The organism is Cupriavidus sp. 01T418 (genome assembly GCF_056398885.1).
On record NZ_JBFTQG010000020.1, the window covers coordinates 90,341 to 116,504 of the forward strand.

A 26,164-nucleotide genomic window follows, 5' to 3' on the forward strand; every position below is an offset into this window, starting at 1 on the left:
GTTCGCAAGGAACGCGCTTCTATCGGGGAGACGGTGGGGCCGTAGTCAGCTCCGCCAGCAAGTCCTCGCCAGACCAGGAGGGGCGAACCGCGCTCTGCTCGGCCACCCGTACCAGCGCGCACAAGCGGGCATTGACCGGAGCGCTTTGCCGGTGCCGCTCGGCAAGACGCAGCACCTCGCCGTTGATCCAGTCGATCTCCGTCGCTCGCCCCGCGGCCAGGTCATCCGACATCGAGGAACGCGCCAGCGGATCGATGGCCAGCATCTTTCCGCTCAGCCGCGCAAACAGCGCATCCGGCGCGTTCAGCAGACGCGGGATCCAGCTCGCCGGCAAGGGCGTCAGCCTGGCCGGCCGTATGCCGGCTTGCTTCAGCAGCGCGAGCGCTTCGTTTTGCGCCAGGGCCAGGCAGCGCCGGTACGCGCGCCGCGAGAGTTCCTCCTTCAGCGGGCGATTCGACAGCGCGTTGATGGCGTTGTTGAGATTGAGCAGCAGTTTCGCCCATTGCACCGGCAGCATGTCCGCATGCAGGGACAGGGGCAGGCCAGCCTTGCTGAAATCGGCGAGATAAGGCTGCAGGCCCGGCGCTGCCTGGACATCCAGCTCACCCGCCGAGCCCTGGTGGAAGGCGCCAGGACCACGCCCCACCACATTGAATGGCACCATGCCGGCCAGCACGGTCTGGCGCGGCAAGGCTGCGCGCAGTATGTCGGCGTTGCCCAGGCCATTCTGGAAACTGACCACCAGCGCGCCCGGGCGGAGCACGGCCGCCAGTTCCGCTGCCGCCGTGGGCGTGCCCGCGGATTTCACGGTCACGAGCACCAGGCCGGCGTTCGCGGCAGCAGCCGCATCGTCGGAAAAATCGATCCGGGACGGCAATACCTGCCACCGTCCGGCGCGGTAATCGGTCAGCGCGAGGCCATGCTGGCGCAACGCGGCGCCGATGCGCGCGCGCCCGACAAAGCCGACGTCGCTGCCGGCGGCCGCCAGCCTGCCGCCGATGTAGCAGCCGATGGAGCCCGCGCCGTAAACACAAATTTTCGCCATGCCAATCCCGGGTTAGTGAATGCGCCGGCGCAGGAGAACGATGATGCGCGTCCAGCGCCGTCGCCGCGCCAGCGCAGTATGGGAACGGGTGCAAAGCATGACTGTTAGTTATTTATCATTTTCCGGTCCGTATTTTCCGTATTTTCCGTATTTTCCGTATTCGTCCAGGGCGTGCATCGCCGGCGACAAGATCATGGCCAATCCGGGCGAGGTTCACGATGAGGCGCCATCGGCGATGCACGCCGAGCCAACGCACGGTGCGGGGTCCTTGATATCATCCGTCGCATGCTGCCCGACATCCACATCCCCCACACCGAATACGAGATCACCGCGATCCGCGCGCAAGGCGCCGGCGGGCAGAACATCAACAAGGTTTCCAACGCCGTCCACCTGCGTTTCGATGTTCGCGCATCGTCGCTGGAAGAAGGGCACAAGGCGCGGCTGCTGCAGCTTCACGATCACCGCATCACCCGCGACGGCGTGGTGGTGATCAAGGCGCAACAGCATCGCAGCCTGGAGATGAACCGCGAGGAGGCCGTGCAGCGCCTGCACGACCTGGTGCGCAGCGTGGCCACGCCGCCGCGCACGCGCCGCCCCACGCGGCCCACCTACGGATCCAGGATGCGGCGCCTGGAAGGCAAGAGCCAGCGCAGCCAGGTCAAGGCGCAGCGCGGCAAGGTGGTGGACTGAGCGCCGACGGCCGGCCTGCCGTCACGTCTCCGGCGGCATTCAGGCGGCATTCAGGCGGCTAGCGGCAAGCGCACGGTCAGGGTGACGCCGCAGCCGCCGATGCCTGCGCTCAGGCCCACCTGGCCTTGCGCGGCCAGCACGATCTCCTTGACGATGGCAAGCCCCAGACCGCTGCCTTCCTGGCTCGGCAGCGCATTGCGATAGAAACGGTCGAATACCCTGGGCCGCGCTTCGGCGGGAATGCCGGGGCCGTCGTCGCTCACCGCGAGGACCGCCCATCCCGCCTCGCACGCCAGCGCCACGGTGACCCGGCCATGCGCCGGCGTATAGCGAAGCGCGTTGTCGACCAGGTTGGACACCACCGCGGCCATCATCCATTCATTGACGCCCACCCGCACGCTGTCGGCCGCCAGTTCCGCGCCCAGGTCGATGCCCTTGCACTGGGCGAGCACCACCATGTCTTCCAGCACGCCGGTGACCACCGGCACCAGGTCCGCTCCCGGCTGCGCCGCGGCCGAACTGTCCCCGGCGGCGGCTTCTGCCTGCGACAGCAGCAGCAGCTTGTTGGCCAGGTTGGTCATGGCCTGGGTGCTGCACGTCATCGAGGCGAGCGTCTCGCGCAGCCTGGTTTCGTCGTCCACGCGAGCGGCAAACTGCAACTGCGCGCCAAGCACCGCGAGCGGCGTGCGGATCTGGTGCGCGGCATCGGCGATAAAGCGCTTTTGCAGGCGCACATACTCGCTCAGGCGGCGGATGCACTGATTGATGGCTTCGACGATAGGCCGCAGTTCCTGCGGCAGGTCGGCGGCCGTGACCGGCACGAGGTCCATCGGGTCGCGTCCCGCGACCTCATCCTTCAAGCGCAACAGCGGGCGCAGTTCCACCGTGAGCCCCACCATCACCAGCGCCACCGCCAGCACCAGCATCACCACTTCGCGCAGCAGCGCCGGCATGCGCAAGGTGCGCACGAGTTCGCGGTTGCCGATCAGCGTCTGCCCAACCGTGACCGTGACCTTGCGTGCCTGCCCGGAATCGAACATGGTGCGCGAGGTTTGCACGATCCGTACGGGCAGCGACTGGAAACGCGAGTTGTAGAACACCGGACTGGAGGCGCCCGCCATCGGCGGTTGCTCGAACACCGGATTGCCGGCCAGGATCCGGCCGCGGTCGTCGACCACGTTGTAGTAGACGCGGTCGGCGTAGGGCGAATCGAACAAGGACAGCGCCGACGGTGGCACCTGCACGGTCAGGCGCCCGTCAACCCACGCGATGTTGCCCGCGATGACGTCGGCCGAAGCCTGCAGCGCGCGGTCCTGCACGCGGTTGGCGGTATCCACGGCGCCAAGATAGGACGCGTAGCTGCTGATGCCGATAAATGCCGCCAGCGGCACCAGCAGCCACGCCAGCAGCCGTACGCGCAGGCTGTGGATCATTGCCTTTGCTGCAGCAGGTAGCCGAGCCCGCGCAGCGTCATGATGGTGGCCTGGCAGCCCTCGAGCTTCTTGCGGATGCGGTGGATATAGATTTCGATGGCGTCTTCGCTGGGCTCCTCGTCGAGTGCGTAGACGCCCGACATCAGGCTCGCTTTCGACACGGTCTTGCCCAGCCGCATCATCAGGATTTCCAGGGCGGTATGCTCTTTGAGCCGCAGCGACAACAGCTCGCCCGCGACGTAAAACTGCCGCGTATCGGTGTTGTAGGTAAGATCGCCGCAAGCCAGTTCGGCCTGCTTCTCGCCGGTCTGGCGCCGGGACAGGGCCTTGATGCGCGCAACCAGTTCCCGCACTTCGAAGGGCTTGACCAGATAGTCGTCGGCGCCAAGCCCCAGGCATTCGACCTTCTCGTCCACCGAGGCACTGGCGGTGACTACCAGCACCGGCACATTGTTGCGGCGCGCGCGCAGCCGGCGCAAGACGCTCCTGCCGGCCAGCCGCGGAATCTGCAGGTCGAGCAGGACCACGTCGTAGCTCTGCGTCTGCAGCATCTGGTCGGCGTACTCGCCGTCGAGCGCGGTATCGACCATGAAACGCTCTTCCTTCAGCAGCCTGGCGAGCCAGTGGATGAGCGAAGCATTGTCTTCAATCAGCAATACCTTCATGAACCGCTCGGGTGGGAACTTACTGTTATCGGGGTCCCCTTTTACCACTGCCCGCCCCGCCGTGACATACGCGCCGTATCGGGATATTCCCTGAGAAGCGGCGAAAGCTGCGTGAAGGTTTCGGCTGCCTAGAATGCTTCAACCCCCGCAACATGGCCCCGGAGAGCGCGGAGGTGTCCAACTACCAGAGCCCAATGATGGCCCGGCTACCAAGACCTGGCGCCAGCAAAACAAGAGAGACAAAGATGAATTCATACAGGAAAGGCGCGCTCGCGGTCGTCTTTGCCGCACTTGCGGTCGCGAACACGGCGCAGGCAGCCGACGCGAAACTGTCGATCATGGTCGGCGGCGCCACCAAGATCATCTACCTGCCAGCCAGGCTGACCGAGCAGCTGGGCTACTTCAAGGAGGAGGGGCTGGACGTCGAGATCCTGTCCCAGCCGGCCGGGGTCGACGCCGAAAACGAACTGCTGGCCGGCGCGGTGCAGGGCGTGGTGGGCTTCTACGATCACACCATCGATCTGCAAAGCAAGGGCAAGGAAGTGGAGGCCGTGGTGGTGTTCGGCAAGGTGCCGGGCGAGGTGGAGATGGTGGCCACGCGCGCGGCCGGCCAGATCAAGAGCATGGCTGATGTGAAAGGCAAGACGCTCGGCGTGACCGGCCTGGGCTCGTCGACCAACTTCCTGACGCAGTACCTGGCCTTCAAGGCGGGCGTGGCGCCCAGCCAGTACACGGTACTGCCGGTCGGTGCCGACAACAGTTTCATGGCCGCGATACGCCAGAGCCGCATCGATGCCGGCATGACCACCGAGCCCACCATCTCGCAATTGCTCAAGACCGGCGAGGCACAGGTGCTGGTCGACATGCGCACGGCCGAGGGCACCACTCAGGCGCTCGGCGGGCTCTACCCGGCCTCCAGCCTCTATATGCAGCGCGCGTGGGTGGAGGGCCACAAGGACCAGGTGCAGAAGCTGGCGCGCGCCTTCGTCAAGACCATGCGTTTTATCAAGACCCACAGCGCCGAGGAGATCGCGCAGAAGATGCCGAAGGACTACTACGGCAATAACCGCGAGCTCTACGTCAAGGCCCTGGGCGCCTCGCTGGCCATGTTCACGGACGACGGCAGGATGCCCGCCGGCGGCCCGGAAACGGTGCTCAAGGTGCTCGCCTCGTTCGATCCGACCGTCAAGGGCAAGCACATCGAACTGGGCCGCACGTTTACCAATGAGTTCGTCGAGCGCGCCAAGTAAGGCGCCAGGCGAACAACCGGTCCGCGCCGCYGGCTCGCGCGCGGACTACAAGGAACCATCATGACCAATACCGTGCCGCAAGACGCGCCGGCCATCGAATTCGAGCGTGTCTCCTGCCGCTTTATCGCTCCCGACGGCTCTGCCACCGTGGCGCTGCGCGACTTCTCCATGCGCGTGGGCAAGGGGGAGTTCGTCGCCATCGTCGGACCGACCGGTTGCGGCAAATCGACCACACTGAGCCTGATCACCGGTCTGCTCAAGCCGAGCACCGGCGAGGTGCGGCTGATGGGCAACCGCGTGACCGGCATCGACCCGCGCATCGGCTTCGTGTTCCAGGCCGATGCCGTCTTCCCGTGGCGCTCGGTGCTGCACAACGTGGCGGCGGGGCCGCTGTTCCGCGGCGCCGGCCGCGACCAGGCCTATGGCCTTGCCGAAGAATGGGTACGCAAGGTCGGGCTGGCCAAGTTCAGCAACCATTACCCACACCAGTTGTCGGGCGGCATGCGCAAGCGCGTGGCGCTGGCGCAGACCTTCATCAACAACCCGCAGATCTTGCTGATGGATGAACCGTTCAGCGCGCTGGACATGCAGACCCGCACGCTGATGCAGGACGAGTTGCTGCAACTCTGGTCGCAGAACGCCGGCTCGGTGGTGTTCGTCACGCACGACCTGGAAGAAGCCATCGCCATGGCAGACCGGGTCTTCGTGCTGACCGCGCGTCCGGCCACGCTCAAGCGTGTTTACGAGATCGACCTGCCGCGCCCGCGCGTGACATCGGAGATCCGCTACGACAAGCACTTTGTCGAACTGTCGCGCGAGATCTGGGCCGATCTGCGCGAGGAAGTCCACATCGACTGATGCGGCGCCGTCAACCGTAGCCAATGCCAATGCCAATGCCAATGCAAATGAACATGGAAGCAAACACGGCCCTTGCCGACGAACTCGACGCCTTTGAACGGCAAGCCAGGCTCGCCATGCACCGGCGCCGCCAACTGATTATCACACTGCGCATCGCCTTGCTGGTGCTGGTGCTGGGCGGCTGGGAGCTGGCGGGGAGGCTGCACTGGATCGACCCCTTCTTCTTCTCCATGCCCTCGCTGATCGCAGAGCAGATCTACGACTGGTTCGTCAACGGTACCTCGCAGGGCCCGCTGCTGGAGCAGGTGGCGGTCACGCTGGAGGAAACCGGGCTGGGCTTCCTGATCGGCTCGGTCGCCGGCGTGGTCTGCGGCATCGTGCTCGGGCGCAACAAGCTGCTGGCCGATGTCTTCAGCATTTACATCCAGATTGCCAACTCCATCCCGCGCGTGGTGCTGGGCTCGATCTTCGTGATCGCGCTGGGCCTGGGCATGGCCTCCAAGGTGGCGCTGGCGGTCGTGATGGTGTTCTTCGTGGTGTTCGGCAATGCCTTCCAGGGCGTGCGCGAAGCCGACCGCTACCTGATCGCCAATGCGCAGATCCTCGGTGCCTCCAAACGGCAGCTGACCTTCGCCGTGGTAGTGCCGTCGGCTTTGAGCTGGATCCTGGCCAGCCTGCACGTCAGTTTCGGTTTCGCGCTGGTCGGTGCCGTGGTGGGCGAGTTCCTGGGTTCGAAGCAGGGCATCGGCTTGCTGATCGCCACCGCGCAGGGCGCGTTCAATGCCAGCGGCGTGTTCGCCGCCATGATCGTGCTGGCAGTGGTGGCGCTGGCGGCCGACTTCCTGCTGACCACGCTGGAAAATCGCCTGCTCAAATGGAAACCGGGCATGGCCTGAGCCCCACCCGCCTCATATCCGCGTCGTACCCGCTTCTCCCTTGCCCGCGCAGGCTCCCGCCGCGCGGGCTTTTTCCGTTTGGCGGGGATTGCGCCTGTCAATCGCCAGGCGAAAAAAACCCGGCTTGTGGCCGGGACAAGGAAAGTTCGGAGCCGGTCCCGCGCCGTGAGGCGCGGGAGCATGCAGCGCGATCAGAAGCGCGTGCGCATGCCCACCGCGAATTCGCTCTGGTGCGCGAAGCCATTCGACTGCGCGGCGTGATAGCCGTGTTGCAGGAACATGTAGTCGGCGGCCAGGTAGACCTCGGTGCGCTTCGAGAAGTGGTAGAAGATCGAGCCGTACACCGTGTTCTTGCGGCCGCTGTCGGTCGCGGTCAAGCCGTTTGTGTTGCTGTACGCATTGACGGTGAAGCCGTCGGCATTGAGGGCGGCATGGCCGGCCTTCATCATCTGGTAGCCGAGCTCGTAGTCGAGCGGCCCCGCCGGATCGATCTTGAGCGACACGGTGTAGGCGTCGTCCCTGCGCTGGCCCAGTGCGCCCTGATCCGCGGTGTAGTGGAAATAGCCCGCGTTGGCGCGCACGATGCCCCACACATAGTTGCCGCCAATCGAGTACGTACGGTTACGCAGACCCTGGACGTTGGCCGTGGTGAAAAAGCTGGAGACGTGGAACTTCCCGCCGTTGTAGCCGAGGGTGACGGTTTCCGTGGTGTTGCGCGACGGCGCGCCCGGCACCTCGCCGAACTGGTAACCCGCGCCGGCGGTCAGGCCGTTGTCGAACAGCTTCTTCCACACGATGCCGTTGTCCATGCGGGTGCCGGTGGCGCTGCCGGCATAGAACACCAGTTGCTTGAAGTTGTTGTTGTTGGTGTAGCCGCCTTCGTCGTCAACCAGCTTGGCCGGGCCGTAGGGATCGCCATAGAGGCCGGAGGCGATCGGGTCGCGCGCCAGCGCGTTCTGGCGGCCGAAAGTCAGCTTGCCGAAGGTATCGTTGTAGATGCCGACCCAGGCGTCACGGTTGAACAGCACGCCAGGGGTGTCCATCTTGCCGTCGTAGCTGGTGAACTCGCTCTCCAGCTTGAAAATCGCCTTGGTGCCGAAGCCGATGTCTTCCGCCCCGGTCATGCCCCAGCGGTTGCCGCTGAACCACGCTGGCTGATGATAGCCGGTGAGGCGGTCACCATTGGCGTTGGCGTTGCTGATGGTGCTGATGGTGGTGTCGATGAGGCCGTAGAGCGTCACGCTCGATTGCGCGTTGGCGTGGCCGGCAAAGGCCGCGCCGATCGCCAGCGCGAGGGCTGTGTGTTTCGTTTTCAAGAAGGTCTCCTCGGGGCTCGCTTGTCTATGATTTGAGGCTGCTCGCAGGCCGGACTTGCGTCCAGACTATGAACAGGCCCCTACATCGTAGGCACGGCTAGCCTTCATCCAGCTTTCCTGCCGTTGCACTGCGGGCACAGGGAAAATACCGAGGAAATTGGCGGGGCTGCCGTTCAGCGCTTCGTCACCCGCATTGCGAACGCAGCCGCGTCTGCAAGCGCGCGCCGCGCTTCCGGCAGGAAGGGGTGGTAGAGCTGCCACACATGTGGCACGCCGTGCCAGATGTGCAGTTCGGCCTTGCCGCCGGCCGCCCTGGCGCGCGCTACCAGGCGGCGCGAATCGTCGAGCAGCACTTCCTTGTCGCTGGCCTGCACGTAGAGCGGCGGCAGCGCAGCCAGCGCGGCCGGGTCGGCGTAGAGCGGGGAGACCAGCGGCTCGGTGGCGGCGGTGTTGCCGAGGTAGAGCCGCGCGACGCGGCCGATCGATTCCCCGTGGAGCATGACGTCGTGCCGATCGTTGCTGCGCAAGGTTTCACCGGTGGCCGCCAGGTCCGTCCACGGCGAGAACAGCAGCGCGCCGGCCGGCAGCGTCATGCCGCGCGCCTGCAGTGCAAGCAACGTCGCCAGCGCCAGCCCGCCGCCTGCGGAGTCGCCCGCGATCACGATATTGCCGGGGGAAATGCCGAGCGCGAGCAGCGCCGCGTAAGCATCGGCCGCATCGTCCAGCGCGGCGGGGAAAGGGTGCTCCGGCGCCAGCCGGTAGTCCAGCGAAAACGCCTGCATGCCGGTCATGCGCACCAGCGCGAGCGTCAGCGGACGGTGCGTCCGGGGCGTGCAGAAGTAGTAGCCGCCACCGTGCAGATAGCACAGCGTAGGGACATCGGCATGCGCGATTGCCCCATCGCGGCGCGTCCATTCGCCCGGCAGCGCCGGAACATCGGAGCGTTCGATGCGCCAGCCCGCCGGCACGCGCGCGTTCTGTCCGAACTGCGCCACCGCGCGGCGGCTGCCGGCCACGTCGATTTGCGCAGGTGGCGCGCCGCGCTTCAGGCGCTTTCTCAATCCATAGCACAACAACAGGTTCTGCAGGCTCATTGGGCTCCTCGGGCTCCTCGGGCTCCTCGCTTGGCGATCAGGACTCGGCGTGGGTGCTTGCGGTATTCAGTGCGGATGGCGCTCGGCCGGCTTGCGCTTGCGCGCCGGGGCGGGTGCTGGTCGTGCCTGGGTTCGCGCGTGATCCTGCGCCCGCTGCTGCTCCGCCGCGCCGCGCAGCAGCCAGCCGATCAGCTGCTTGGACTGCTGGATGCGCAAGCCGCGGCCCTTGGCGTTGTCCTCCAGATAATCCGTCGACAGGTGGAACAGGTAGGACACCACATAGCCGCTCAGGTCGTCGATGACCGGGCGCGACAGCCCCGGGCAAAGTTCGAGCCGTTCAATATCTTCCGCCATCTCGCCGGCGATGTCCGCCAGCGCCTGGCGCACCGCTTCGCGCAGCGCGGGCTGGGGGCCGGTGCTGCCGCACACGCCGACAAAGAAGGCATCGGGGTGGGCGTCGGCGTAGGCGAAGAAGGCGTCACAGGTGCGCGTGGCGACCTCGCCGGGATTGTCGCGCGCCACGGCCCAGCGCACCGCGCGCAGCATGGGCCGCAACGCGTTGCTGACCTCGGCCACCGCGGTCAGCGCAAGATCTTCCATATCGCGGAAGTGACGGTAAAAGGTATTGGGGTTGAGCCCCGCCTCGCGCGCCAGTTCGCGCAGACCCAGGCCGGCAAAGCTGCGCCTGGCCGCGGCCAGGCGTAGTGCCGCGTCGATCAGTTTGCGTTTGCCGCCGGCAACGTCATCCATGGTGTCAGGAAAAAAGTTAAGGCCGGGAAGTTAAGCCCGGGAAGTTAAGGCTGGGAAGTTAAGCCCGGGATACCCGGCGCGGTCAAGCTTCGGTTTGGAATTGACACTCGGTCTACATTCGTCTACTTTGCTGCAAAAGTAGACGCTTGTCTACGCCCCAGAGAAACGAACAAGAGACACAAGGCGGCGTCCGCGCCCCTGGGCCCAACCCCGGCGCTTCGCCCGCCGACCATCCCCTGGTGACCTGAATATGCAGCGCGTACCGAGTCCTGCTTCCGCCATTTCCGCCACATCCCTGTCCGCCGCGCCGCCCGTGCACGCCCTCGAACCGATTCCGCTGGACCCGGGCTGGCCCCTGGTCGGCAACCTGCTGCAGGTCACGCCCGGCAAGGTGGCACAGCATCTGCTGGCGCGCAGCCGCCATTTCGACGGCATTTTCGAGCTCGATTTCGCCGGGCGGCGCGTGGCGTTCGTCAGCGACGCCGCCATGGCTGGCGAGCTGTCGGACGGGCAGCGCTTTCGCAAGATCGTCGGGCCGCCGCTGTCCTACCTGCGCGACCTGGCCGGGGACGGCCTGTTCACGGCGCACGGTGACGAAGAGAACTGGGGGCGCGCCCACCGCATCCTGATGCCCGCCTTCAGCCAGCGCGCGATGAAAGGCTACTTCGACGTGATGCTGCGCGTGGCCAACCGGCTGGTCGGCAAGTGGGACCGCCAGGGTCCGGACACCGATGTCGCGGTGGCCGACGACATGACCCGGCTCACGCTGGACACCATCGCGCTGTCGGGCTTCGGCTACGACTTCGATTCGTTCTCGCGCGAGCAGCTTCATCCCTTTATCGATGCGATGGTCGGCGCGCTCGAAGAAGCCATGGGGAAACTGACCCGCTTCGCGCTGCAGGACAAGTTCATGCATGCGGCGCACCGCAAGTTCGCCGACGACGTGCGCTACATGCGCGAGCTGGTGGACGACGTGGTACGGCAGCGCCGCGCCGCCGCCGGCAAGGACGCCGGACAGCCGCCGGCGCACGACCTGCTCAACCTGATGCTGGACGCGCGCGATCCCGATACCGACCAGCGGCTGGACGACGTGAACATCCGCAACCAGGTCATCACCTTCCTGATCGCGGGACACGAGACCACCAGCGGCTTGCTGACCTTCGCGCTGTACGAACTGCTGCGCAACCCCGGCGTGCTGGCACAGGCCTACGCCGAAGTGGACGCGGTGCTGCCGGGCGATGCGCCGCCCGTGTACGCCGACCTCGCCCGCCTGCCGGTGATAGACCGGGTGCTCAAGGAAACGCTGCGCCTGTGGCCCACCGCGCCCGCCTTCGCGGTGGCGCCGTTCGAGGACACCGTGATCGGCGGACGTTACCTGATCCGCAAGGACCGCCGGGTCTCGGTGGTGCTGACCGCGCTGCACCGCGACCCCAAGGTGTGGGCCGATCCCGAGCGCTTCGACATCGACCGCTTCCTGCCCGACAACGAAGCCAACATCCATCCGCACGCCTACAAGCCGTTCGGCAATGGCGAGCGCGCCTGCATCGGGCGCCAGTTCGCCTTGACCGAGGCCAAGCTCGCGCTGGCCCTGATGCTGCGCAATTTCCACTTCAGCGATCCGCACGACTACCAGTTCCGCATCAAGGAAACGCTGACGCTCAAGCCGGATGCGTTCACGCTGCGCGCGCGCAGGCGCCGCCCGCATGAGCGCATCGCCGCCGCCGCGGCGGCCAGTGCCGCCAGCGTGCCATCGCAGCGCCCGGCTGTGCGCGGCAGTGGCCAGGCCCTTGCCGTGCTGTGCGGATCGAGCCTGGGCACCGCGCGCGAGCTGGCCGAGCAGATCCATGCCAGTGCGCTGGCAGCGGGTTTCCGTGCCACGCTGCGCGACCTTGATGAAGCGGTAGACGCACTGCCGGGCGAAGGGCTCGCGGTGATCGTCGCGGCGACCTATAACGGCCGCGCACCGGATTCGGCGCGGCGGTTTGAAACGATGCTCGACGGCAAGGCTGTGGATAACTATCGCGCCGATGCGCTGCGCTTCGCCGTGCTCGGCTGCGGCAATTCGCAGTGGGCCACCTACCAGGCGTTCCCCAAGCGCGTGCACGACTTCTTCAGCGCGGCCGGCGCCAAGCCACTGCTCGCGCGCGGCGAAGCGGACGGAAACGGCGACTTCGACCAGGCCGCGGATTCGTGGCTCGCCGCGCTGTGGCAATCGCTGCAGGCGCTGYGCGTGGAGCAGGGCGCGGCGCCCGATGCGGCAGGCGCGAGCCACATCGAGGTACGCCTGCGCGATATCGCCGCCATACGCGCCAGCACGCTGCCGCCAACGACACAGGCCTTCACGGTGCTGGCCAATACCGAGCTGGTGAGCGATCCGGCCGGGCTGTGGGACTTCGCACAGGAAGCACCGCGCACCTCCACCCGCGACATCCGGCTGCGCCTGCCGGAAGGCGCGAGCTATGCCGCTGGCGATCATCTCGCGGTTTATCCACAGAACCAGCCCGCCACCGTGCGCGACCTGTGCGAGCGGCTCGATCTCGATCCCGATGCCATGGTGACCTTGTCCGCCGCGCATGCGTGCGCCGCGCGCGGACTGCCGCTGGACGAGGCGCTGCCCGTGCGCGCACTGCTGACGCATTTCATTGAACTGCAGGACGTGGTGTCGCGGCAGACGCTGCGCACGCTGGCGCAATACACGCGCTGCCCGTTCACCCGCGCGGCGCTGGAGCAGCTTGGTTCGGACCATGCCGAGGACGGCTACGCGGCCCGGGTCGCCGCGCAGCGGCTGGGGCTGGTCGATGTGCTGGTGAGCCATCCCGCGATCGCGCTAACGCTGCCCGGCTTGCTGGCCTGCACGGTGCCGATGCGTCCGCGCTTCTACTCCATCGCATCGTCGCCCGCGGTAGCGCCGGACGTCGCGACCATCACGGTCGGCACGGTGTTGTCGGCGGCGCTCTCGGGCCGCGGCATGTTCCGCGGCGTGGCTTCCAACTGGCTGCAGGGGCTGACCCCGGGCGCCGTAGTGGCGGCGGCGATCCGTACGCCCAATCCGGCCTTCGCGCCCGCTCCCGATCCGGCACGGCCGATGATCCTGGTCGGGCCAGGCACCGGCATTGCGCCGTTCCGTGGCTTCCTGGAAGAGCGCGCGGCGCAGAAGGCGGCCGGCCAGACGGTGGCTGCCAGCCATCTCTACTACGGCTGCCGCCATCCGGAGCACGACTGGCTCTACCGCGACGAGGTCGCGCGCTGGCAAGCCGAAGGGGTGGTGCTGGCGCATGCCGCTTACTCCACCGCCGCCGCGCAGGACCAGCGCTATGTGCAGCACCTGCTATGGCGCGATCGCGAAGCCGTGTGGGCGATGCTGCGGGACGGCGCCACCATCTATGTGTGCGGCGACGGCCGGCTGATGGCGCCGGCCGTGCGCCGGACGCTGATCGAGATGGCTTCGCAACAAGGCGGCATGAGCGAGGCCGCGGCGTCCGACTGGCTTGTGGCGATGGTGGCGCAAGGGCAGTACCGGCAGGACGTCTTCAACTAGCCAGCCGGTTGGCGGAAATCCGCGCACCCACCCCGAGTACGTCCGGCACGTTCGTGCAGACCAGCAAGACCGATGCCGCAGGTGCTCGCGCGATCCCGTCGCCGGTTCCCACGCGCCTTACCGTCAGCCCTTGGCCTGCAGCGCCGCAATCCGCTGCGCGATCGGCGGGTGGCTCGAGAACAGCGACAGCCACGACTTGCCGCCGGCAATACCCATCGCCTGCATGTTCTGCGGCAGCCCGTCCGGCTCCAGCCCACCCAGGCGGCGCAGCGCCGCCACCATCGGCGTGGGGCTGCCCATCAGCCTGGCCGCGCCGGCGTCGGCGCGGTATTCGCGATGGCGCGAGAACGTGGCCACGATGATGCTGGCCAGGATGCCGAACACGATCTCGCACACCACCACCGTGATCATGTAGCCAATGCCGGGGCCGCTCGCTTCTTCGTCGTTCTTGCGCAGCATCGAATCCACGAAGTAGCCCACCACGCGTGCCAGGAAGATCACGAAGGTGTTCACCACCCCCTGGATCAGCGTGAGCGTCACCATGTCGCCATTGGCGATGTGGGCCACCTCGTGCGCCAGCACGGCTTCCACCTCATCGTGCGACATGGTCTGCAGCAAGCCGGTGGAAACCGCCACCAGCGAGCTCTTCCTGGTGGCGCCGGTGGCGAAGGCGTTGGCCTCGCCTTCATAGATGGCGACTTCGGGCATCGGCAGGCCGGCGCGGTCGGCCAGCTTCTGCACGGTCTGCACCAGCCAGACCTCGGTGCCGTTGCCCGGCTGGGTGATGACCTGCGCGCCGGTCGACCACTTGGCGATGGTCTTGGACATCAGCAGCGAGATAAATGAGCCACCGAAGCCCATCAGCGCGGCGAAGACCAGCAGCATGCCAAGGTTGAGCCCGTTGCTGGTCAGGAAGCGATTCACGCCCAGCAGGCTGGCGGTGAAACTGAGGACAAGCATGACGGCGAGGTTGGTCGCCAGGAAAAGGAGGACGCGTTTCATGTCGGATGTGAGGTAGTGATCGATACAGTGGGAAAACAAGCGCGCATCATGTGCGCAGCGCGCGTTGCGTTCATTGCAGGCACGCTGGGTGCCTGCGCCAAACGACGGGAATCCGTGAGCGAATAACGACGGCGCGCAAGACCGGTCTCGCGCGCGCAGAGGCCGTCAGGCGCTGGGTGGGCGCTGCGGCAGAGGAAGGTCGGGGTCGGGCAGTCCGCCCGCGCGGTGCGCGGGCGCGCCGCCATTGGCGAGTCCGGCGGCGAAGCGCAGCGGGGCGGCCGGCAACAGGGACTCGGCCAGGTCGGCGCCCGGCTGCAAAGGGTCGTTTGCGTCGCCAGCGTCGCCAGCATCAACCGGGCCGGGGACGTCGCCGGCATCGGCCGCGAGACTTGCCGCGCGATCTCCATCGTCCGCGTCGGTGTAGGCAGCGCCGTGCGCCGCCTGCACCACCATGCCGCAGGAATCCGGCTGGGCCCAGTTGCTCCATGCCGCGTTGCCGACCGCGCACGTGCGCGCGCCTGCCCAACTCTGGAAGGGCATGACGGCAAGCATCAGGAGCAGCAACAGGAAGCGGATGGCGCGCACAACAATGAATGGGTTTGGGATCGCTCGATGCGGGGCTTCGACACAGGGGTTTCGACACGAATCCGTGGCGAGAATTCTACAGGATGCGGCGTTGCGGCATGTAGCACCCCAAGCGTCACATTGCATGGTTCCATGGTTCTAGCCGAGGATCTTATGTGCTGCGCGGGTTCCCCACCAGGTGGCTTCCTCGAACACCGAAACACCGGACAGGTCGGCATGGGCGAACAGGATGCGCCCGTCGGCAGCGCGCAGCGCCGCGGCGCCGGTGTTGGCGAGAAAGCCCGTGCGCGGCGACGCCATGGCGTGCCCGCGCACGGTGATTTCCACGGCATCGGCGTGGCGCCAGAAGGCGCGCCCGTAGACCGTGCGCAGATCAGTGGTGGCGTAATCCATCAGTTCGGCGGGGCTTGCCTCGGCCAGCCAGCGGCGGGTGTCGGCGAGCGGGCGCGGCGCGGCGCCAGGGTCGGCAGCCGCGTCGAGCGGGCAATACGCGGTGAACACCGTGGCCGCAGGCATCGCCTGGCGGATCAGCTGATGCGTGCTCACCACATAGCCCAGCCCGCGTCCGCCATGCACCACGTTGTCCCAGGCCAGCGGCACGCCCGGCGCCTCCGGCGGGAAGCCACGCAGGCGGAAGCTCGACACCATCCAGGATGCGGTGGGTGGCAGGTGGCGCGCCGGGTCGAAGCCGAACTCGCGCAGCGGCGCCACGCGGGCGGCCACATGCAGCGGCATGGCGCAGATCACGCGGCGCGCGCGGATGCGGTAGAGGCGAGGGGGCCGGGTGCCCACGCCGTCTGGCCACCAGGCGCACAGCACAGACACTTCCCGGCCTTGCTCCCGCACCTGCAGGGCCAGGCCGGGGCGACGCCAGGGCCTGGCGGCGGGGCCGGCTCCGCGGTGCGCGTCGATCCGCCCCGACAGCCGCGTCACCAGCGTGTGCAGTCCATCGGGCCAGGTCAGCACCGCACCATCGGCTGCATCGCTCGCATGGCCCGCGCGGCTGGCAAAGTAATACAGGCCGGCCCAGGCCGAGATCAGGTCGTGGCCCGCGCCGTAGTCGTCGCGGCAGCAGTAGTCGACATACGCGTGCAAGGTGGGCGAGGTATAGCCTTCGGCCAGCATCCATTGCCGCATGCTCTGCCGGTCCAGCGCGGTCCAGGCCGGATCCTGCGAGGCCAGCGCCAGCGGGATGGCGAAAGCCTTGCGGCCGTCGCCGCCGCGCGCGCTCTTGAGTCGTTCGACGCGGGCCAGGAAGCGCGCGTGCTGCGCGGCGTCTTCGTCCGGCACGGCCTCGCTGGGCAGCAGACCGTCGTGCCATTTGCCGTCGAAGAACAGGCGCTCGTCGGGCGCATGCACGAGCGCGCGCTCGTCGAACTCCGGCTGCGCGGCGAAGGGATCGCGCTGGATCACGCCGGTGTCGGCCAGCATCTCGCGGATATGCGCCGATTCGGGCGAGGGCAGCGGCAGGTAGTGCGCGCCGCGCGGGAAAGCAAGGTCGCTGCCGAAGCTGCCACCGGCGGCATTGCCGCCGAACTCCGGCCCGTCCACCAGCAGGAAATCCTTCAGGCCGCCGCGCGCCAGTTGCCACGCGGCGCTGAGCCCGGCCGCGCCGCCGCCGAGGATGGCGACGTCGGTCACGATCTCGTCCTGCGGGGATACGGTCGACGGCCAGTTGGCGGCATCCCGCAGCGCGTGGCCTTCGGCCATGCCGGGGCGCAGCACGATGGGCGTGGGCTCGCGCAGGCCTACGCCGGCCAGGAAGCGGCTGGCATCGCCGCCCAGGCGGTCGCAGCCGGAGAGCACGCCCAGGCCGGCCGCGCCGGCGCCTGCAATCAGGAAGCGGCGGCGATCCATCCCGGCTCCCGAAGCGGACTGTGGAAATCAGCGAATGACATTGCGCCAGTCCTGCTCGAAATCGTGCACCAGGGTCTGCTCGTTGAGCCGGTTCGCGCGTGCCTCGCGCGGCGCCATGTCGGCCGGGAAGCGGAACATCAGCGCGGTGCTGTCGGCATCGAGGAACTTGAGCGGCACGCTGTAGCGCGTCGGCGGCGCGTAGTCGGCGCGCTTGGCCGCAAGGATGAAGCCCCACTCGCCGAAGGACGGCACGTAGGCGTGGTAAGGCCAGGTATGCAGGCCCGCCTCGCGCAGCGTGGCGTCGATATCCCAGAACGAGCGCGGCGCGAAGTAGGGCGAGGTCGACTGCACCACCGCATAGCCCTTCTCCGCGAGATGGTGCGACATCAGCTTGTACATCGGCACCGAGTACAGCTTGCCGAGCCCGAAGTTGGACGGGTCGGGCAGGTCGACGATGATGGCGTCGAACATCTCGTTGTGCTGCTCCAGCCATTGCGCGGCGTCGGCGTTGACCACCTGCACGCGCGCGTCCTTGAGCGAGCCCTGGTTCAGCGCCACCAGCGGTTCGCTGCGCGAGAACAGCGTGGTCATGGCCGGATCCAGGTCGACCAGCGTGACGTGCTCGATATTCCTGTGCTTGAGGATCTCGCGCACCGCCAGCCCGTCGCCGCCGCCGATCACCAGCACGCGGCGCGCCCAGGGCAGCGCTTGCAGCACCGGATGCACCAGCGCCTCGTGGTAGCGGTGTTCGTCGCGCGAGGAAAACTGCAGGTTGCCGTTGATATAGAGCCGCATGTCATCCTTCCAGCGCGTGATCACCAGGCGCTGGTAAGGCGTGCTTTCGCTATGGATGATCTCGTCGCCGAACATGCCGCGCTCCGCCCAGTGCGTGAGCCGCCCGGAAGCCAGGAAGCCGCCGGCCAGCAGCACCAGCACCAGGGAGGCGCRCAGCATGCGCGGCAGGATCTGCCTGAGTTCGTCGCGGAAGATATGGATGGTGACCAGGGCCACGCCTGCATTGAGCATGCCGAACAGAAAACCCGTGCGCGACAGGCCAAGTCGCGGTGCCAGCAGCAGCGGGAATACCAGCGATACCGCCAGCGCGCCGAGGTAGTCGAAGGTGAGCACGCGGCTGACCAGTTCGCTGAAGGCGGTGCGGCGCGTGTTGAGCACGCGCATGACCAGCGGGATCTCCATGCCCACCAGCACGCCGAGCACGAACACCATCGCATAGAGCGCCGTGCGAAAGGGCGCCGACAGCCACGCGAACACCACGAACAGCAGCGCGGCGGAGATGCCGCCGAGCAGGCCGATCAGGATCTCGATATCGATGAAGCGCGCCAGCACGTCCTCGTCCTTCACATAGCGCGACAGCCAGGAGCCCACGCCCATGGCGAACAGGTAACAGCCGATGATGGAAGAGAACTGGAGGATGGAGTCACCCAGCAGGTAGCTGGACAAGGCGCCGGCGATCAGCTCGTAGCCGAGTCCGCAGGACGCCACGATCAACACCGAAAGAACAAGGGTACGGTCGCGCATCAGGGAATCGGTCGGGGCAGCGGTCGGGCTGGCAGTCGGGTGGACAGGGGCGGGAGCCGGGGCAGCGCAGGCGAGCCGGAATGCAGGTTGGCCTGGCAGGCTGTAAATTGTTGCGATTGCCGGAAATGGACAACGATATACTTGAGCGTCGATGCGGTGGAGCAAGCCGGCATTATGCTGTCGAAAATCGAAACCGGAACACTGTCGTGGCATCCGCCGGAGAATAACAACGATGCAAGCCATCTACGCCTACGTGCTGCACCTGCTGGCCGGTCTTGCCCTGCTGGCAGTGTTCGTCGGAGTCTACACCAGGATCACGCCGTTCCGCGAGTTCGCGCTGATCCGCCAGGGCAACCTCGCGGCGGCGCTGTCGCTGTCGGGGGCGATGATCGGTTTTTGCTTTACGCTGTCGTCCAGCATCCAGCACAACGACACCTTCCAGATGTTCCTGGTGTGGTCGGTGGGTGCGATGCTGGTACAGGCGCTGGCCTACGCCGGCCTGACGCGCGCGTTGCCCGACATGGATGCCGCGATCGAATCGAACAATATCGGCATGGGCGGGCTGATGGGTGCGATTTCAGTGGCGGTCGGCCTGATCAATGCCGCCTGCCTGTCCTGACTTCCTGAGCCTTCCTGAACCTGCCGGAACATTGCCGGGAACATTGGGGATTGCCATGAGCATTGGATCATTCATCAAGAAGCAGTTTATCGACATCCTCCAGTGGACCGAGGACAGCGACGGCGTGCTCGCGTGGCGCTATCCGATGGGGGATATGGAAATCCAGTACGGCGGCAGCCTGACCGTGCGCGAGTCGCAGATGGCGGTGTTCGTCAACGAAGGCAAGATCGCCGACGTGTTCGGGCCCGGCATGCACAGGCTGACCACGCAGACGCTGCCGGTGCTGACCTACCTGAAGAACTGGGACAAGCTGTTCGAGTCGCCCTTCAAGTCGGACGTCTACTTCTTCAGCACGCGGCTGCAGATCGGCCGCAAGTGGGGCACGGCCCAACCCATTACTATCCGCGACGCCGATTTCGGCATGGTGCGGCTGCGCGCCTTCGGCCTGTACTCGTACAAGATCGCCGATGCCGCCAGGTTCTACACGGAGATCAGCGGCACGCGCGCGGCATACACCCGTGACGAAGTGGAAGAGCAGCTGCGCAACCTGCTGATCGCCACCATGACCGCCACGCTGGGCGGCGCCTCGGTGCCGTTCCTGGACATGGCCGCCAACCAGGCACTGATGTCGCAGACCATCCGCGACAGGCTGGCGCCGGAGTTCGAGCGCTATGGCGTGGCGCTGGATAACTTCGCGGTGACCAATGTGTCGCTGCCGGAAGAACTGCAGAAGGCCATCGACACGCGGATCTCGATGGGCATGATGGGCGACATGGCGAAGTTCACGCAGTACCAGGTCGCCACCTCGATCCCGCTGGCCGCGCAGAACGAAGGCGGCGTGGCCGGCCTGGGCGCCAGCCTGGCGGCCGGCGCGGTGATGGGCCAGGCGATGGCGGGCGGGCTGGGTGCCGCCGCCGGCATACAGCCCTCCGCGCCCGCCGCGCCCGCCGCTCCGGCGGCGGCACCGGCCGACGATCCCGCCGCGCGCTTGCAGAAGCTCAAGGACCTGCTCGACAAGAGCCTGATCTCCCAGGCCGATTTCGACACCGCCAAGGCCGAGATCCTGAAAAAACTGGTCGGCTGAGCGCAGCGGACGCATGCAAGAAATCAACTGCCCGGGTTGCGGCGCGCCGGCGGCCTTCCGCTCGTCGGCCGCGGTGATGGTGGTGTGCGAGTATTGCCACAGCACGCTGCTCAAGGACGCCGACACGGTCAAGGACATCGGCAAGATGTCCACCGTGCTGGAGGACTACACGCCGCTGCAGATCCACACCTCGGGCCAGTGGGGCGGGCAGGGCTTCACCCTGGTCGGGCGCATTCAGCTGCGCTACGACTCCGGGCTGTGGAACGAATGGTACGTGCTGTTCGACGACGGCAGCGACGGCTGGCTGGCCGATGCCTCCGGCCAGTACATGCTGACCCGGCGCGTCACGGCCGAGCAGTCGGCCGTCCAGCTGGGCGGCGTGGCGCTGCCCCGCTATGACCAGCTTACGCCCGGCACGCCGCTTTACTTCGACAAGCACCGCTACCTCGCCAGCGACGTGCGCAGCGCGCGCTGCACCGGCGGCCAGGGCGAGTTGCCATTCGCGGTCGGCGCGGGCTGGACCGCGCAGGTGGCGGACTTCCGCGACGAGGGCCGCTTCCTCACCCTCGACTACGCCGACGGCGATCCGCCCGCCATCTATACCGGCCAGGCGGTCGCGCTGGACCAGCTCAAGTGCCAGCTGCTGCGCGAGACCGGCCAGATCGCCGGCACCGCCGACCGCTATCGCGGCAAGGCAGTGCCGCTGGCCTGCCCAAGCTGCGGCGGCGCCATCGCCTACCGCGCCGGCGTGGCCAGCTTCGTGGTCTGCCCAAGCTGCCATAGCGAGATCGATTGCTCCACCTCCACTGCGCTGGTGCTGCAGAAGCAGCGCGAGCTGGATGCACGCAAGACCAGCCTGTCGCCGGGCGAAAGCGGCAACATCGACGGCAAGCCCTACACGGTGCTGGGGCTGATGCAATGCACCGACAACGACAAAGAGGAAGCCTCCACCTGGGTCGAGTACCTGCTGTTCAACGAGCAGCGCGGCCTGATGTGGCTGGTCGAGCAGGACAGCGGCTGGGACCGGGTCGAGGTGCTCGATACCTGGCCGCGCATGGTGTCCGGCACCGCAGCGAGCTACCAGGGCCAGACCTTCCAGCAGGGCTACGACTACGAGAGCGAGGTGCTGTACGCCGCCGGCACCTTCAACTGGCGGGTCAAGGTGGGCGACACCACGCGCCTGACCGAGTTCGGCAAGCCCGCGAGGCGGCTTACCCGCGAGGCTTCCGCTACCGAGATCGTCTGGACCCTGTCCACCACCGTGCCGCGCTCCCAGGTGGCGCTGTGGTTCAAGTCCAACCCCGGCCTGGCCGAGTCGGCGCGGATCTCGCCGGGCGCGCGCGCGGCCGGCACCGATGACCTGGCCTTTTGCCGCAAGAGCGCCAAGGTCTACGCCATCCTCCTCGCCATCCTCAATGTCCCGGTGGCCCTGGTCACCGAGCGGGGATGGATCACGATCATCGTCGGCTTCCTGCTGTTGTGGGCGCCGATCTGGCTGGTCCGGCGCTGGGTCGGAAAGGACTAAGACAGCGTGCGCCTGCTTTACCTCGTTTACGGCATCATCGTGCTATTCGGCACGACCTTCTTCAACATCGGCGATACCGGCGATAGCGGCCGCTCGGGCTCTGCCTCGGGCTACAGCAGTGCGCGCGGCTGGAGCGGCGGCTCCTCCGGTTCCAGCGGCTGGTCCTCCGGCGCTGGCCACAAATGAGCGTGCCGGCATGAACGCGCCGGTGTTGCCCTGTCCGGCTGTGCTCGGTCACCACTTGCTGGCCGACCTGCAAGGCGTGGCCAGCGAGCTGCTGGCCGATGCCGCCCTGGTCGAGCGCGTGCTTTACCAGGCGGCGCAGGCTGCTGGCGCCACCGTGGTCGATGCGCGCTTCCGGCATTTCGGGCCGGGGCTCGGCGTGACCGGGGTGCTGCTGCTCCAGGAGTCGCATATCAGCATCCACACCTGGCCCGAATACGGTTTTGCCGCCGTGGACGTCTTCATGTGCGGTGCCGCCCGGCCCGAACTGGCGGTGGAAGTGGTGCGCGCCGCATTCGCGCCGCGTACGCTCGCCTTGCGCGACCAGGCCCGAGGCCCGGCTCCGGGCTGAACGATTAGCCATTTCGCCCACTTCGGGACGCGGCTGGCAAGACGCTCAGACATGGTCTACACTGGAGGAAACCCTGTAATCACTACAGGGATTTTTCTGAAGGCAGGAGTGACCTGGAGTCGGCATGCGCATCGGTGAACTGGCCAGACACAGCAGTTGCGACGTGGAAACCATCCGCTATTACGAGCGCGAGGGGTTGCTCGACGTGCCTCAGCGCGAGGACAACGGTTATCGCCGCTATGGCGACAGCCATCTGCTGCAGCTCAACTTCGTACGCCACTGCCGCTCGCTGGGGATGAGTCTGTCCGATGTCCGGCGGCTGCGTGACTTCGAGCGGGATCCGACGCTTGCCTGCGATGATATCAACGCCCTGCTGGATCGCCAGATCGAACAGATCCATGCGCAGCGCGTTGCGCTCGAGGCGCTGGAAGGGCAATTGCGGGCGCTGCGCCATACCTGCGACCAGCCCCATCCCGCCAGCGAATGCGGCATCCTGCAGAACCTGCAGCAGGCCGCGGCCGGCGCCGCCTGCGAATGCCATCCGCATGCTGCAGATCAAGGCCAGGGTCGGGCACCGGAGCCCTGAATCTGCCTGCTATGCTACGATCCGTTTACCTGCCGCGCACCAGGTTGGTGAAAAGCGCGGCGGTACGAGCCGGCACCGAACCTTTTGAGTGAGTCATTGCTCTCATCGGTTTGGCCGCATGGCGCGCTTTCCCGAATTTCCATCCAATAGTATCCGCAAATAAATGACGCCTTGCCGCCTGTCGCCGACCGCTGTCGAGCTTGCCCGTATCGGGCAGGCCGGCGCGTTCGCGCATGTAGCGCAGGCGCCGCACGCGCAAGCCAGGCAGGCGATTGCCTGCCGCCGGATCAGCCTGCCGCTTGATCCTGCCCGGTTCCCAACCTGACGTTCCCACAGACGCAGGCAAGCGCCGAACCGGGCCGAGTCACTCCCAGTTCGCGGTTTTCCCGCCGTTCCTGACGGCCCCCTTATTTCATGACCTGGCAGCGCCGGGAGCCGATCCATGTTGGATCCCTCCTGCTCCCCGGTCGCCGCATCGCCACCTAGCGAGGAATCACCATGACGACTTCATCCAAGCAGCAACCGACCCTTTACCTTACCGAACTCGATGTCACCCGCCTGGAACGCATCGCCAGCCGTGCCGGCGCGGCGCCGCTGGCCGAGATGCTCGACAGCATTCTTGAGCGCGCGGCCATCGTGCCGGCCGATGCCATTCCCAAGGATGTGGTGACCATGAACTCCAGCCTGCTGTGCGCGCTGGAAGGCGAGGCCGTGCCGCGCCGCTGGACCCTGGTCTATCCCGATACGGCGGATTTCGACGCAGGGCGGCTGTCGGTGCTGTCGCCGATCGGCCGCGTCCTGCTGGGCGCGCGCGCCGGGCAGACCGTGAGCTACCGCTTGCCGGACGGACGCGAACAAAGCGTCACTGTGGTCGAATTGTCGTTCCAGCCCGAAGCCAACGGCCAATACACTGTCTAAGGCGGTATCAGGCACATTCAACGCCCTCTCAGGGCGTCGATCGCGGCACCCTTTGCGCCCCCTGACACGCACGCGCCCATGCTGTGCGCGAGCGGCGCGCTAGCCGGCCCGGGCTGCCTCCAGCCTGGGCTTGCGGGCTTTCCGGCGATGCAAGAGCCACGCCGCACGCACACTGCGGCACGCCATCCGGCGGCCAATTCTCGCCGTTCATCCGCACTTCCAACGTTTCACGACGCACAACGCACCATTCGTCGCAGTGGTATTTCTCCTTGCGCGCCCAGCCACTAATCTTCAGTCCGTGCCCGTAGCGCAACGTAGATTGCCGAAGGGCAGCAAGTACTTAGCAGCTTAAAAAAATAAAAGCGACAAACAATCAGTTGAAGGAGTCCCAAATGAATGCCAAACGCATCCTGGGTAGCGCGTTAGCAGTGTTGTTGGTGGCCGGTTCGGCCGCGGCACTGGCAGCTCCCGCCAGCAGCAAGGTCGGCAAGTTCGACGTATACGCCGATGCATTGCGCGCCGGCAAGTTCGATACGTACACTGACGGCGCCAACAAGGGCAAGTTCGATACGTTCACTGACGGCGCCAACAAAGGCAAGTTCGACCCGTTTGTCGATGGCGCCAAGCAAGGCAAGTTTGATTCGTTCACCGATGGCGCGCGCGCCTTCAGTGGCGAAGTGGCTGCCAGCTCGCTGGACAACTCGCGCTCAGGCGACGGATCGCTGTACGGCTATCGGGTCTGATGCAGATCCCGTGTTACCAGGCGGCCACCTTGGTGGCCGTCTCGGTGCCACGCTAGCCTTTCCGGCTTATCTCACGGTTTCTCTCCCACCCGCCCGGCTGACCTCCTCCTCCTACTCTCTCCCGCCGGGTGGGTGTTTTTACCCTCCGCTGTACCTTTAGTCCCTCCAGCCATTTCCCCCGCAGTTCAGCAGTTCATCCCGCGCTGTCGATATCGACAGGCCTGCGGCTGGCAAGCGTTTGTCATCCGCGTTCGCGCCGCAAACGCTTGTCGAGCTTCTCGAGCTTGTCGATACGGGGGCCTAGAGCTGCTTGGCGGCGAAGGTGTCGCACTTGCGGATATCGCCGGTGGCCAGGCCCTGGCGCAGCCAGCGCGTGCGTTGCTCGCTGGTGCCATGGGTGAACGCTTCCGGGACGATGTAGCCCTGGGCCTGCTTTTGCAGGCGGTCGTCGCCGATGGCGGCAGCGGCCTTGAGGCCCTCCTCGATATCGCCGGGTTCCAGCAGTTGCTGGTTCATCCGCTCGGCGGTGGCGGCCCATACGCCGGCCAGGCAATCGGCCTGCAACTCCACGCGCACCGACAACTGGTTGGCCTGCGCCTCGCTCATGCGCCGGCGCGCGGCATCGACCTTGCCGGACACGCCGAGCAGGTTCTGCACATGGTGGCCAACCTCATGGGCGATCACATAGGCCTGGGCAAAGTCGCCGCCGGCGCCGAAGCGCTGGCGCAATTCATCGTAGAAGGCCAGGTCGATATAGACCTTCTGGTCGCCCGGGCAGTAGAAGGGACCCATGGCCGACTGGCCAGTGCCGCAGGCGGTGGGCGTCGCGCCGGAGAATATCACCAGCGTGGGCGGCGCATAGCGGCGGTTCAGGCTGGTCTCGAAGATATGCGACCAGGTGCGCTCGGTGTTGCCCAGCACCTTGCGCACGAATACCGTCATCTGGTCCTTGGCGGGCGCATGGCTGGGCACGCGCTGCTGCTGCGGAGCCTGTTGCTGCGAACCCTGGAGCACCGATGCGCCCTGCATGATCACGGTGGGATCGATGCCGAAGAAATACGACGCCGCCAGGGCCACCAGGATGGTGCCGATGCCGAGCGTCTTGGGTCCCGCGCCAAAGCCGCCGAAACCGCCGGAACCTTCTCCCCGGCGATCTTCCACGTTCTGGCTTTCGGCTTCGTCATCGAGACGCATGGTGGCTCCGCATTGCTGATTGATGGCCGCGGCCAAAAAGGTGGCCGCAGCGTGTCGATCAGTATAGCAACGGCAATGGCGCCAGCGCGTGCGTGTGGTGTATCAGGCCGTAACCGCCGGTGCCGTGCTGCCGGCGCCCAGCGCAAGTGCCTTGCCCGGTTCAGCGCCGGTGATCTCGGCGACCCGCAGCAGGTTGGTGGTGCCGCCCTGGCCGAACGGCATGCCCGCCGCGATGGTGATCTGGTCGCCCGGTGCGGCATAGCCCTCGGCCAGCGCGGCACGGGTTGCCGCATTCACCATCTCGTCGACGCTTTGCACATCGGGGCTGACGGTGGAATGCACGCCCCAGGCCATGGCCAGCCGCCGCGCGATCTCCAGGTTTGGCGTGATGCTGACGATGGGC

The 26,164-nt window shown here is 66.7% G+C and carries 26 protein-coding genes; 13 read left to right on the forward strand and 13 right to left on the reverse strand.

Going from position 1 to position 26,164, the window contains the following annotated elements; translation table 11 throughout:
* Positions 1 to 19: 19 nt before the first annotated feature.
* Complete coding sequence (locus AC1DQ3_RS20105) at positions 20 to 1,045, reverse strand: 2-dehydropantoate 2-reductase (RefSeq protein WP_477121908.1); 1,026 nt, start codon at positions 1,043 to 1,045, stop codon at positions 20 to 22.
* A 285-nt stretch (positions 1,046 to 1,330) separates the two neighbouring features.
* On the opposite strand from AC1DQ3_RS20105, the gene arfB reads away from it, so the two are divergent.
* A complete protein-coding gene (gene arfB / locus AC1DQ3_RS20110) occupies positions 1,331 to 1,735 on the forward strand; it encodes an alternative ribosome rescue aminoacyl-tRNA hydrolase ArfB (protein WP_477121909.1) in 405 nt (134 codons plus the stop codon).
* 50 nt (positions 1,736 to 1,785) lie between these two features.
* Here the strand turns inward: arfB and AC1DQ3_RS20115 are convergent, their stop codons facing one another.
* Positions 1,786 to 3,168, reverse strand: a complete 1,383-nt coding sequence (locus AC1DQ3_RS20115; protein ID WP_477121910.1) for a sensor histidine kinase N-terminal domain-containing protein — start codon at positions 3,166 to 3,168, stop codon at positions 1,786 to 1,788.
* Complete coding sequence (locus AC1DQ3_RS20120; RefSeq protein WP_477121911.1) at positions 3,165 to 3,833, reverse strand: response regulator; 669 nt, start codon at positions 3,831 to 3,833, stop codon at positions 3,165 to 3,167. The genes AC1DQ3_RS20115 and AC1DQ3_RS20120 overlap by 4 nt, the downstream gene beginning before the upstream one ends.
* Before the next feature lie 245 nt (positions 3,834 to 4,078).
* On the opposite strand from AC1DQ3_RS20120, the gene AC1DQ3_RS20125 reads away from it, so the two are divergent.
* From AC1DQ3_RS20125 to AC1DQ3_RS20135, 3 genes are read left to right on the forward strand one after another with little or no spacing between them, the layout of a single operon-like run.
* Positions 4,079 to 5,083: an ABC transporter substrate-binding protein gene (locus AC1DQ3_RS20125; RefSeq protein WP_477121912.1), complete on the forward strand. Its 1,005-nt coding sequence runs from the start codon at positions 4,079 to 4,081 to the stop codon at positions 5,081 to 5,083.
* Between the two features lie 60 nt (positions 5,084 to 5,143).
* Positions 5,144 to 5,941 (forward strand): ABC transporter ATP-binding protein, encoded by a 798-nt coding sequence (locus AC1DQ3_RS20130; protein WP_477121913.1) that lies wholly within the window; start codon positions 5,144 to 5,146, stop codon positions 5,939 to 5,941.
* Positions 5,942 to 5,964: 23 nt separating this feature from the next.
* On the forward strand, positions 5,965 to 6,837 hold the full coding sequence (locus AC1DQ3_RS20135; RefSeq protein ID WP_477121914.1) for an ABC transporter permease: 873 nt from the start codon (positions 5,965 to 5,967) through the stop codon (positions 6,835 to 6,837).
* A gap of 191 nt (positions 6,838 to 7,028) precedes the next feature.
* Here the strand turns inward: AC1DQ3_RS20135 and AC1DQ3_RS20140 are convergent, their stop codons facing one another.
* The 3 genes from AC1DQ3_RS20140 to AC1DQ3_RS20150 form a co-directional block, all read right to left on the reverse strand.
* A complete protein-coding gene (locus tag AC1DQ3_RS20140; protein WP_477121915.1) occupies positions 7,029 to 8,153 on the reverse strand; it encodes a porin in 1,125 nt (374 codons plus the stop codon).
* A 173-nt stretch (positions 8,154 to 8,326) separates the two neighbouring features.
* Positions 8,327 to 9,247, reverse strand: a complete 921-nt coding sequence (locus AC1DQ3_RS20145) for an alpha/beta hydrolase fold domain-containing protein (protein WP_477121916.1) — start codon at positions 9,245 to 9,247, stop codon at positions 8,327 to 8,329.
* Between the two features lie 66 nt (positions 9,248 to 9,313).
* Entirely contained in the window at positions 9,314 to 9,997 is a 684-nt protein-coding gene (locus tag AC1DQ3_RS20150; protein ID WP_477121917.1) for a TetR family transcriptional regulator, read from the reverse strand.
* A gap of 250 nt (positions 9,998 to 10,247) precedes the next feature.
* On the opposite strand from AC1DQ3_RS20150, the gene AC1DQ3_RS20155 reads away from it, so the two are divergent.
* Complete coding sequence (locus AC1DQ3_RS20155; RefSeq protein WP_477121918.1) at positions 10,248 to 13,535, forward strand: bifunctional cytochrome P450/NADPH--P450 reductase; 3,288 nt, start codon at positions 10,248 to 10,250, stop codon at positions 13,533 to 13,535.
* Positions 13,536 to 13,658: 123 nt separating this feature from the next.
* Here AC1DQ3_RS20155 and htpX read toward each other — a convergent pair whose 3' ends face one another.
* The 4 genes from htpX to AC1DQ3_RS20175 all read right to left on the reverse strand — a co-directional run bounded on the left by htpX (position 13,659) and on the right by AC1DQ3_RS20175 (position 18,617).
* Positions 13,659 to 14,537, reverse strand: coding sequence for a protease HtpX (gene htpX / locus AC1DQ3_RS20160; protein WP_477121919.1), 879 nt, complete (start codon positions 14,535 to 14,537; stop codon positions 13,659 to 13,661).
* Positions 14,538 to 14,702: 165 nt separating this feature from the next.
* Positions 14,703 to 15,077: a hypothetical protein gene (locus AC1DQ3_RS20165; RefSeq protein ID WP_477121920.1), complete on the reverse strand. Its 375-nt coding sequence runs from the start codon at positions 15,075 to 15,077 to the stop codon at positions 14,703 to 14,705.
* A gap of 183 nt (positions 15,078 to 15,260) precedes the next feature.
* Positions 15,261 to 16,979 (reverse strand): FAD-dependent oxidoreductase, encoded by a 1,719-nt coding sequence (locus AC1DQ3_RS20170; RefSeq protein ID WP_477121921.1) that lies wholly within the window; start codon positions 16,977 to 16,979, stop codon positions 15,261 to 15,263.
* Between the two features lie 27 nt (positions 16,980 to 17,006).
* Positions 17,007 to 18,617 (reverse strand): polyamine aminopropyltransferase, encoded by a 1,611-nt coding sequence (locus AC1DQ3_RS20175; RefSeq protein WP_477121937.1) that lies wholly within the window; start codon positions 18,615 to 18,617, stop codon positions 17,007 to 17,009.
* 133 nt (positions 18,618 to 18,750) lie between these two features.
* On the opposite strand from AC1DQ3_RS20175, the gene AC1DQ3_RS20180 reads away from it, so the two are divergent.
* The 6 genes from AC1DQ3_RS20180 (at position 18,751) to AC1DQ3_RS20205 (ending at position 22,906) form a co-directional block, all read left to right on the forward strand.
* Positions 18,751 to 19,137: a DUF350 domain-containing protein gene (locus AC1DQ3_RS20180; RefSeq protein WP_477121922.1), complete on the forward strand. Its 387-nt coding sequence runs from the start codon at positions 18,751 to 18,753 to the stop codon at positions 19,135 to 19,137.
* Positions 19,138 to 19,192: 55 nt separating this feature from the next.
* The gene (locus AC1DQ3_RS20185) at positions 19,193 to 20,221 is read left to right on the forward strand and encodes an SPFH domain-containing protein (RefSeq protein WP_477121923.1); all 1,029 of its coding nucleotides are present in this window, start codon (positions 19,193 to 19,195) and stop codon (positions 20,219 to 20,221) included.
* 13 nt (positions 20,222 to 20,234) lie between these two features.
* Positions 20,235 to 21,746 carry a DUF4178 domain-containing protein gene (locus AC1DQ3_RS20190; protein ID WP_477121924.1) on the forward strand — a complete coding sequence of 504 codons (1,512 nt, stop codon included), beginning with the start codon at positions 20,235 to 20,237 and terminating at the stop codon, positions 21,744 to 21,746.
* Positions 21,747 to 21,752: 6 nt separating this feature from the next.
* Positions 21,753 to 21,932 carry a hypothetical protein gene (locus AC1DQ3_RS20195; protein ID WP_477121925.1) on the forward strand — a complete coding sequence of 60 codons (180 nt, stop codon included), beginning with the start codon at positions 21,753 to 21,755 and terminating at the stop codon, positions 21,930 to 21,932.
* A gap of 10 nt (positions 21,933 to 21,942) precedes the next feature.
* Positions 21,943 to 22,320, forward strand: a complete 378-nt coding sequence (gene speD / locus AC1DQ3_RS20200; protein WP_477121926.1) for an adenosylmethionine decarboxylase — start codon at positions 21,943 to 21,945, stop codon at positions 22,318 to 22,320.
* A 124-nt stretch (positions 22,321 to 22,444) separates the two neighbouring features.
* Positions 22,445 to 22,906, forward strand: a complete 462-nt coding sequence (locus tag AC1DQ3_RS20205; protein WP_477121927.1) for a Cd(II)/Pb(II)-responsive transcriptional regulator — start codon at positions 22,445 to 22,447, stop codon at positions 22,904 to 22,906.
* Positions 22,907 to 22,931: 25 nt separating this feature from the next.
* Here AC1DQ3_RS20205 and AC1DQ3_RS20210 read toward each other — a convergent pair whose 3' ends face one another.
* The gene (locus tag AC1DQ3_RS20210; RefSeq protein WP_477121928.1) at positions 22,932 to 23,141 is read right to left on the reverse strand and encodes a hypothetical protein; all 210 of its coding nucleotides are present in this window, start codon (positions 23,139 to 23,141) and stop codon (positions 22,932 to 22,934) included.
* A gap of 263 nt (positions 23,142 to 23,404) precedes the next feature.
* On the opposite strand from AC1DQ3_RS20210, the gene rnk reads away from it, so the two are divergent.
* Positions 23,405 to 23,824: a nucleoside diphosphate kinase regulator gene (gene rnk / locus AC1DQ3_RS20215; protein WP_477121929.1), complete on the forward strand. Its 420-nt coding sequence runs from the start codon at positions 23,405 to 23,407 to the stop codon at positions 23,822 to 23,824.
* Between the two features lie 392 nt (positions 23,825 to 24,216).
* Complete coding sequence (locus AC1DQ3_RS20220) at positions 24,217 to 24,567, forward strand: hypothetical protein (RefSeq protein ID WP_477121930.1); 351 nt, start codon at positions 24,217 to 24,219, stop codon at positions 24,565 to 24,567.
* Between the two features lie 300 nt (positions 24,568 to 24,867).
* Here AC1DQ3_RS20220 and ypfJ read toward each other — a convergent pair whose 3' ends face one another.
* Entirely contained in the window at positions 24,868 to 25,761 is an 894-nt protein-coding gene (ypfJ, locus tag AC1DQ3_RS20225) for a KPN_02809 family neutral zinc metallopeptidase (RefSeq protein WP_477121931.1), read from the reverse strand.
* Positions 25,762 to 25,863: 102 nt separating this feature from the next.
* Positions 25,864 to 26,164, reverse strand: a 301-nt coding sequence (locus AC1DQ3_RS20230) for a pyruvate kinase alpha/beta domain-containing protein (RefSeq protein ID WP_477121932.1), incomplete at its 5' end; no start/stop codon positions are given.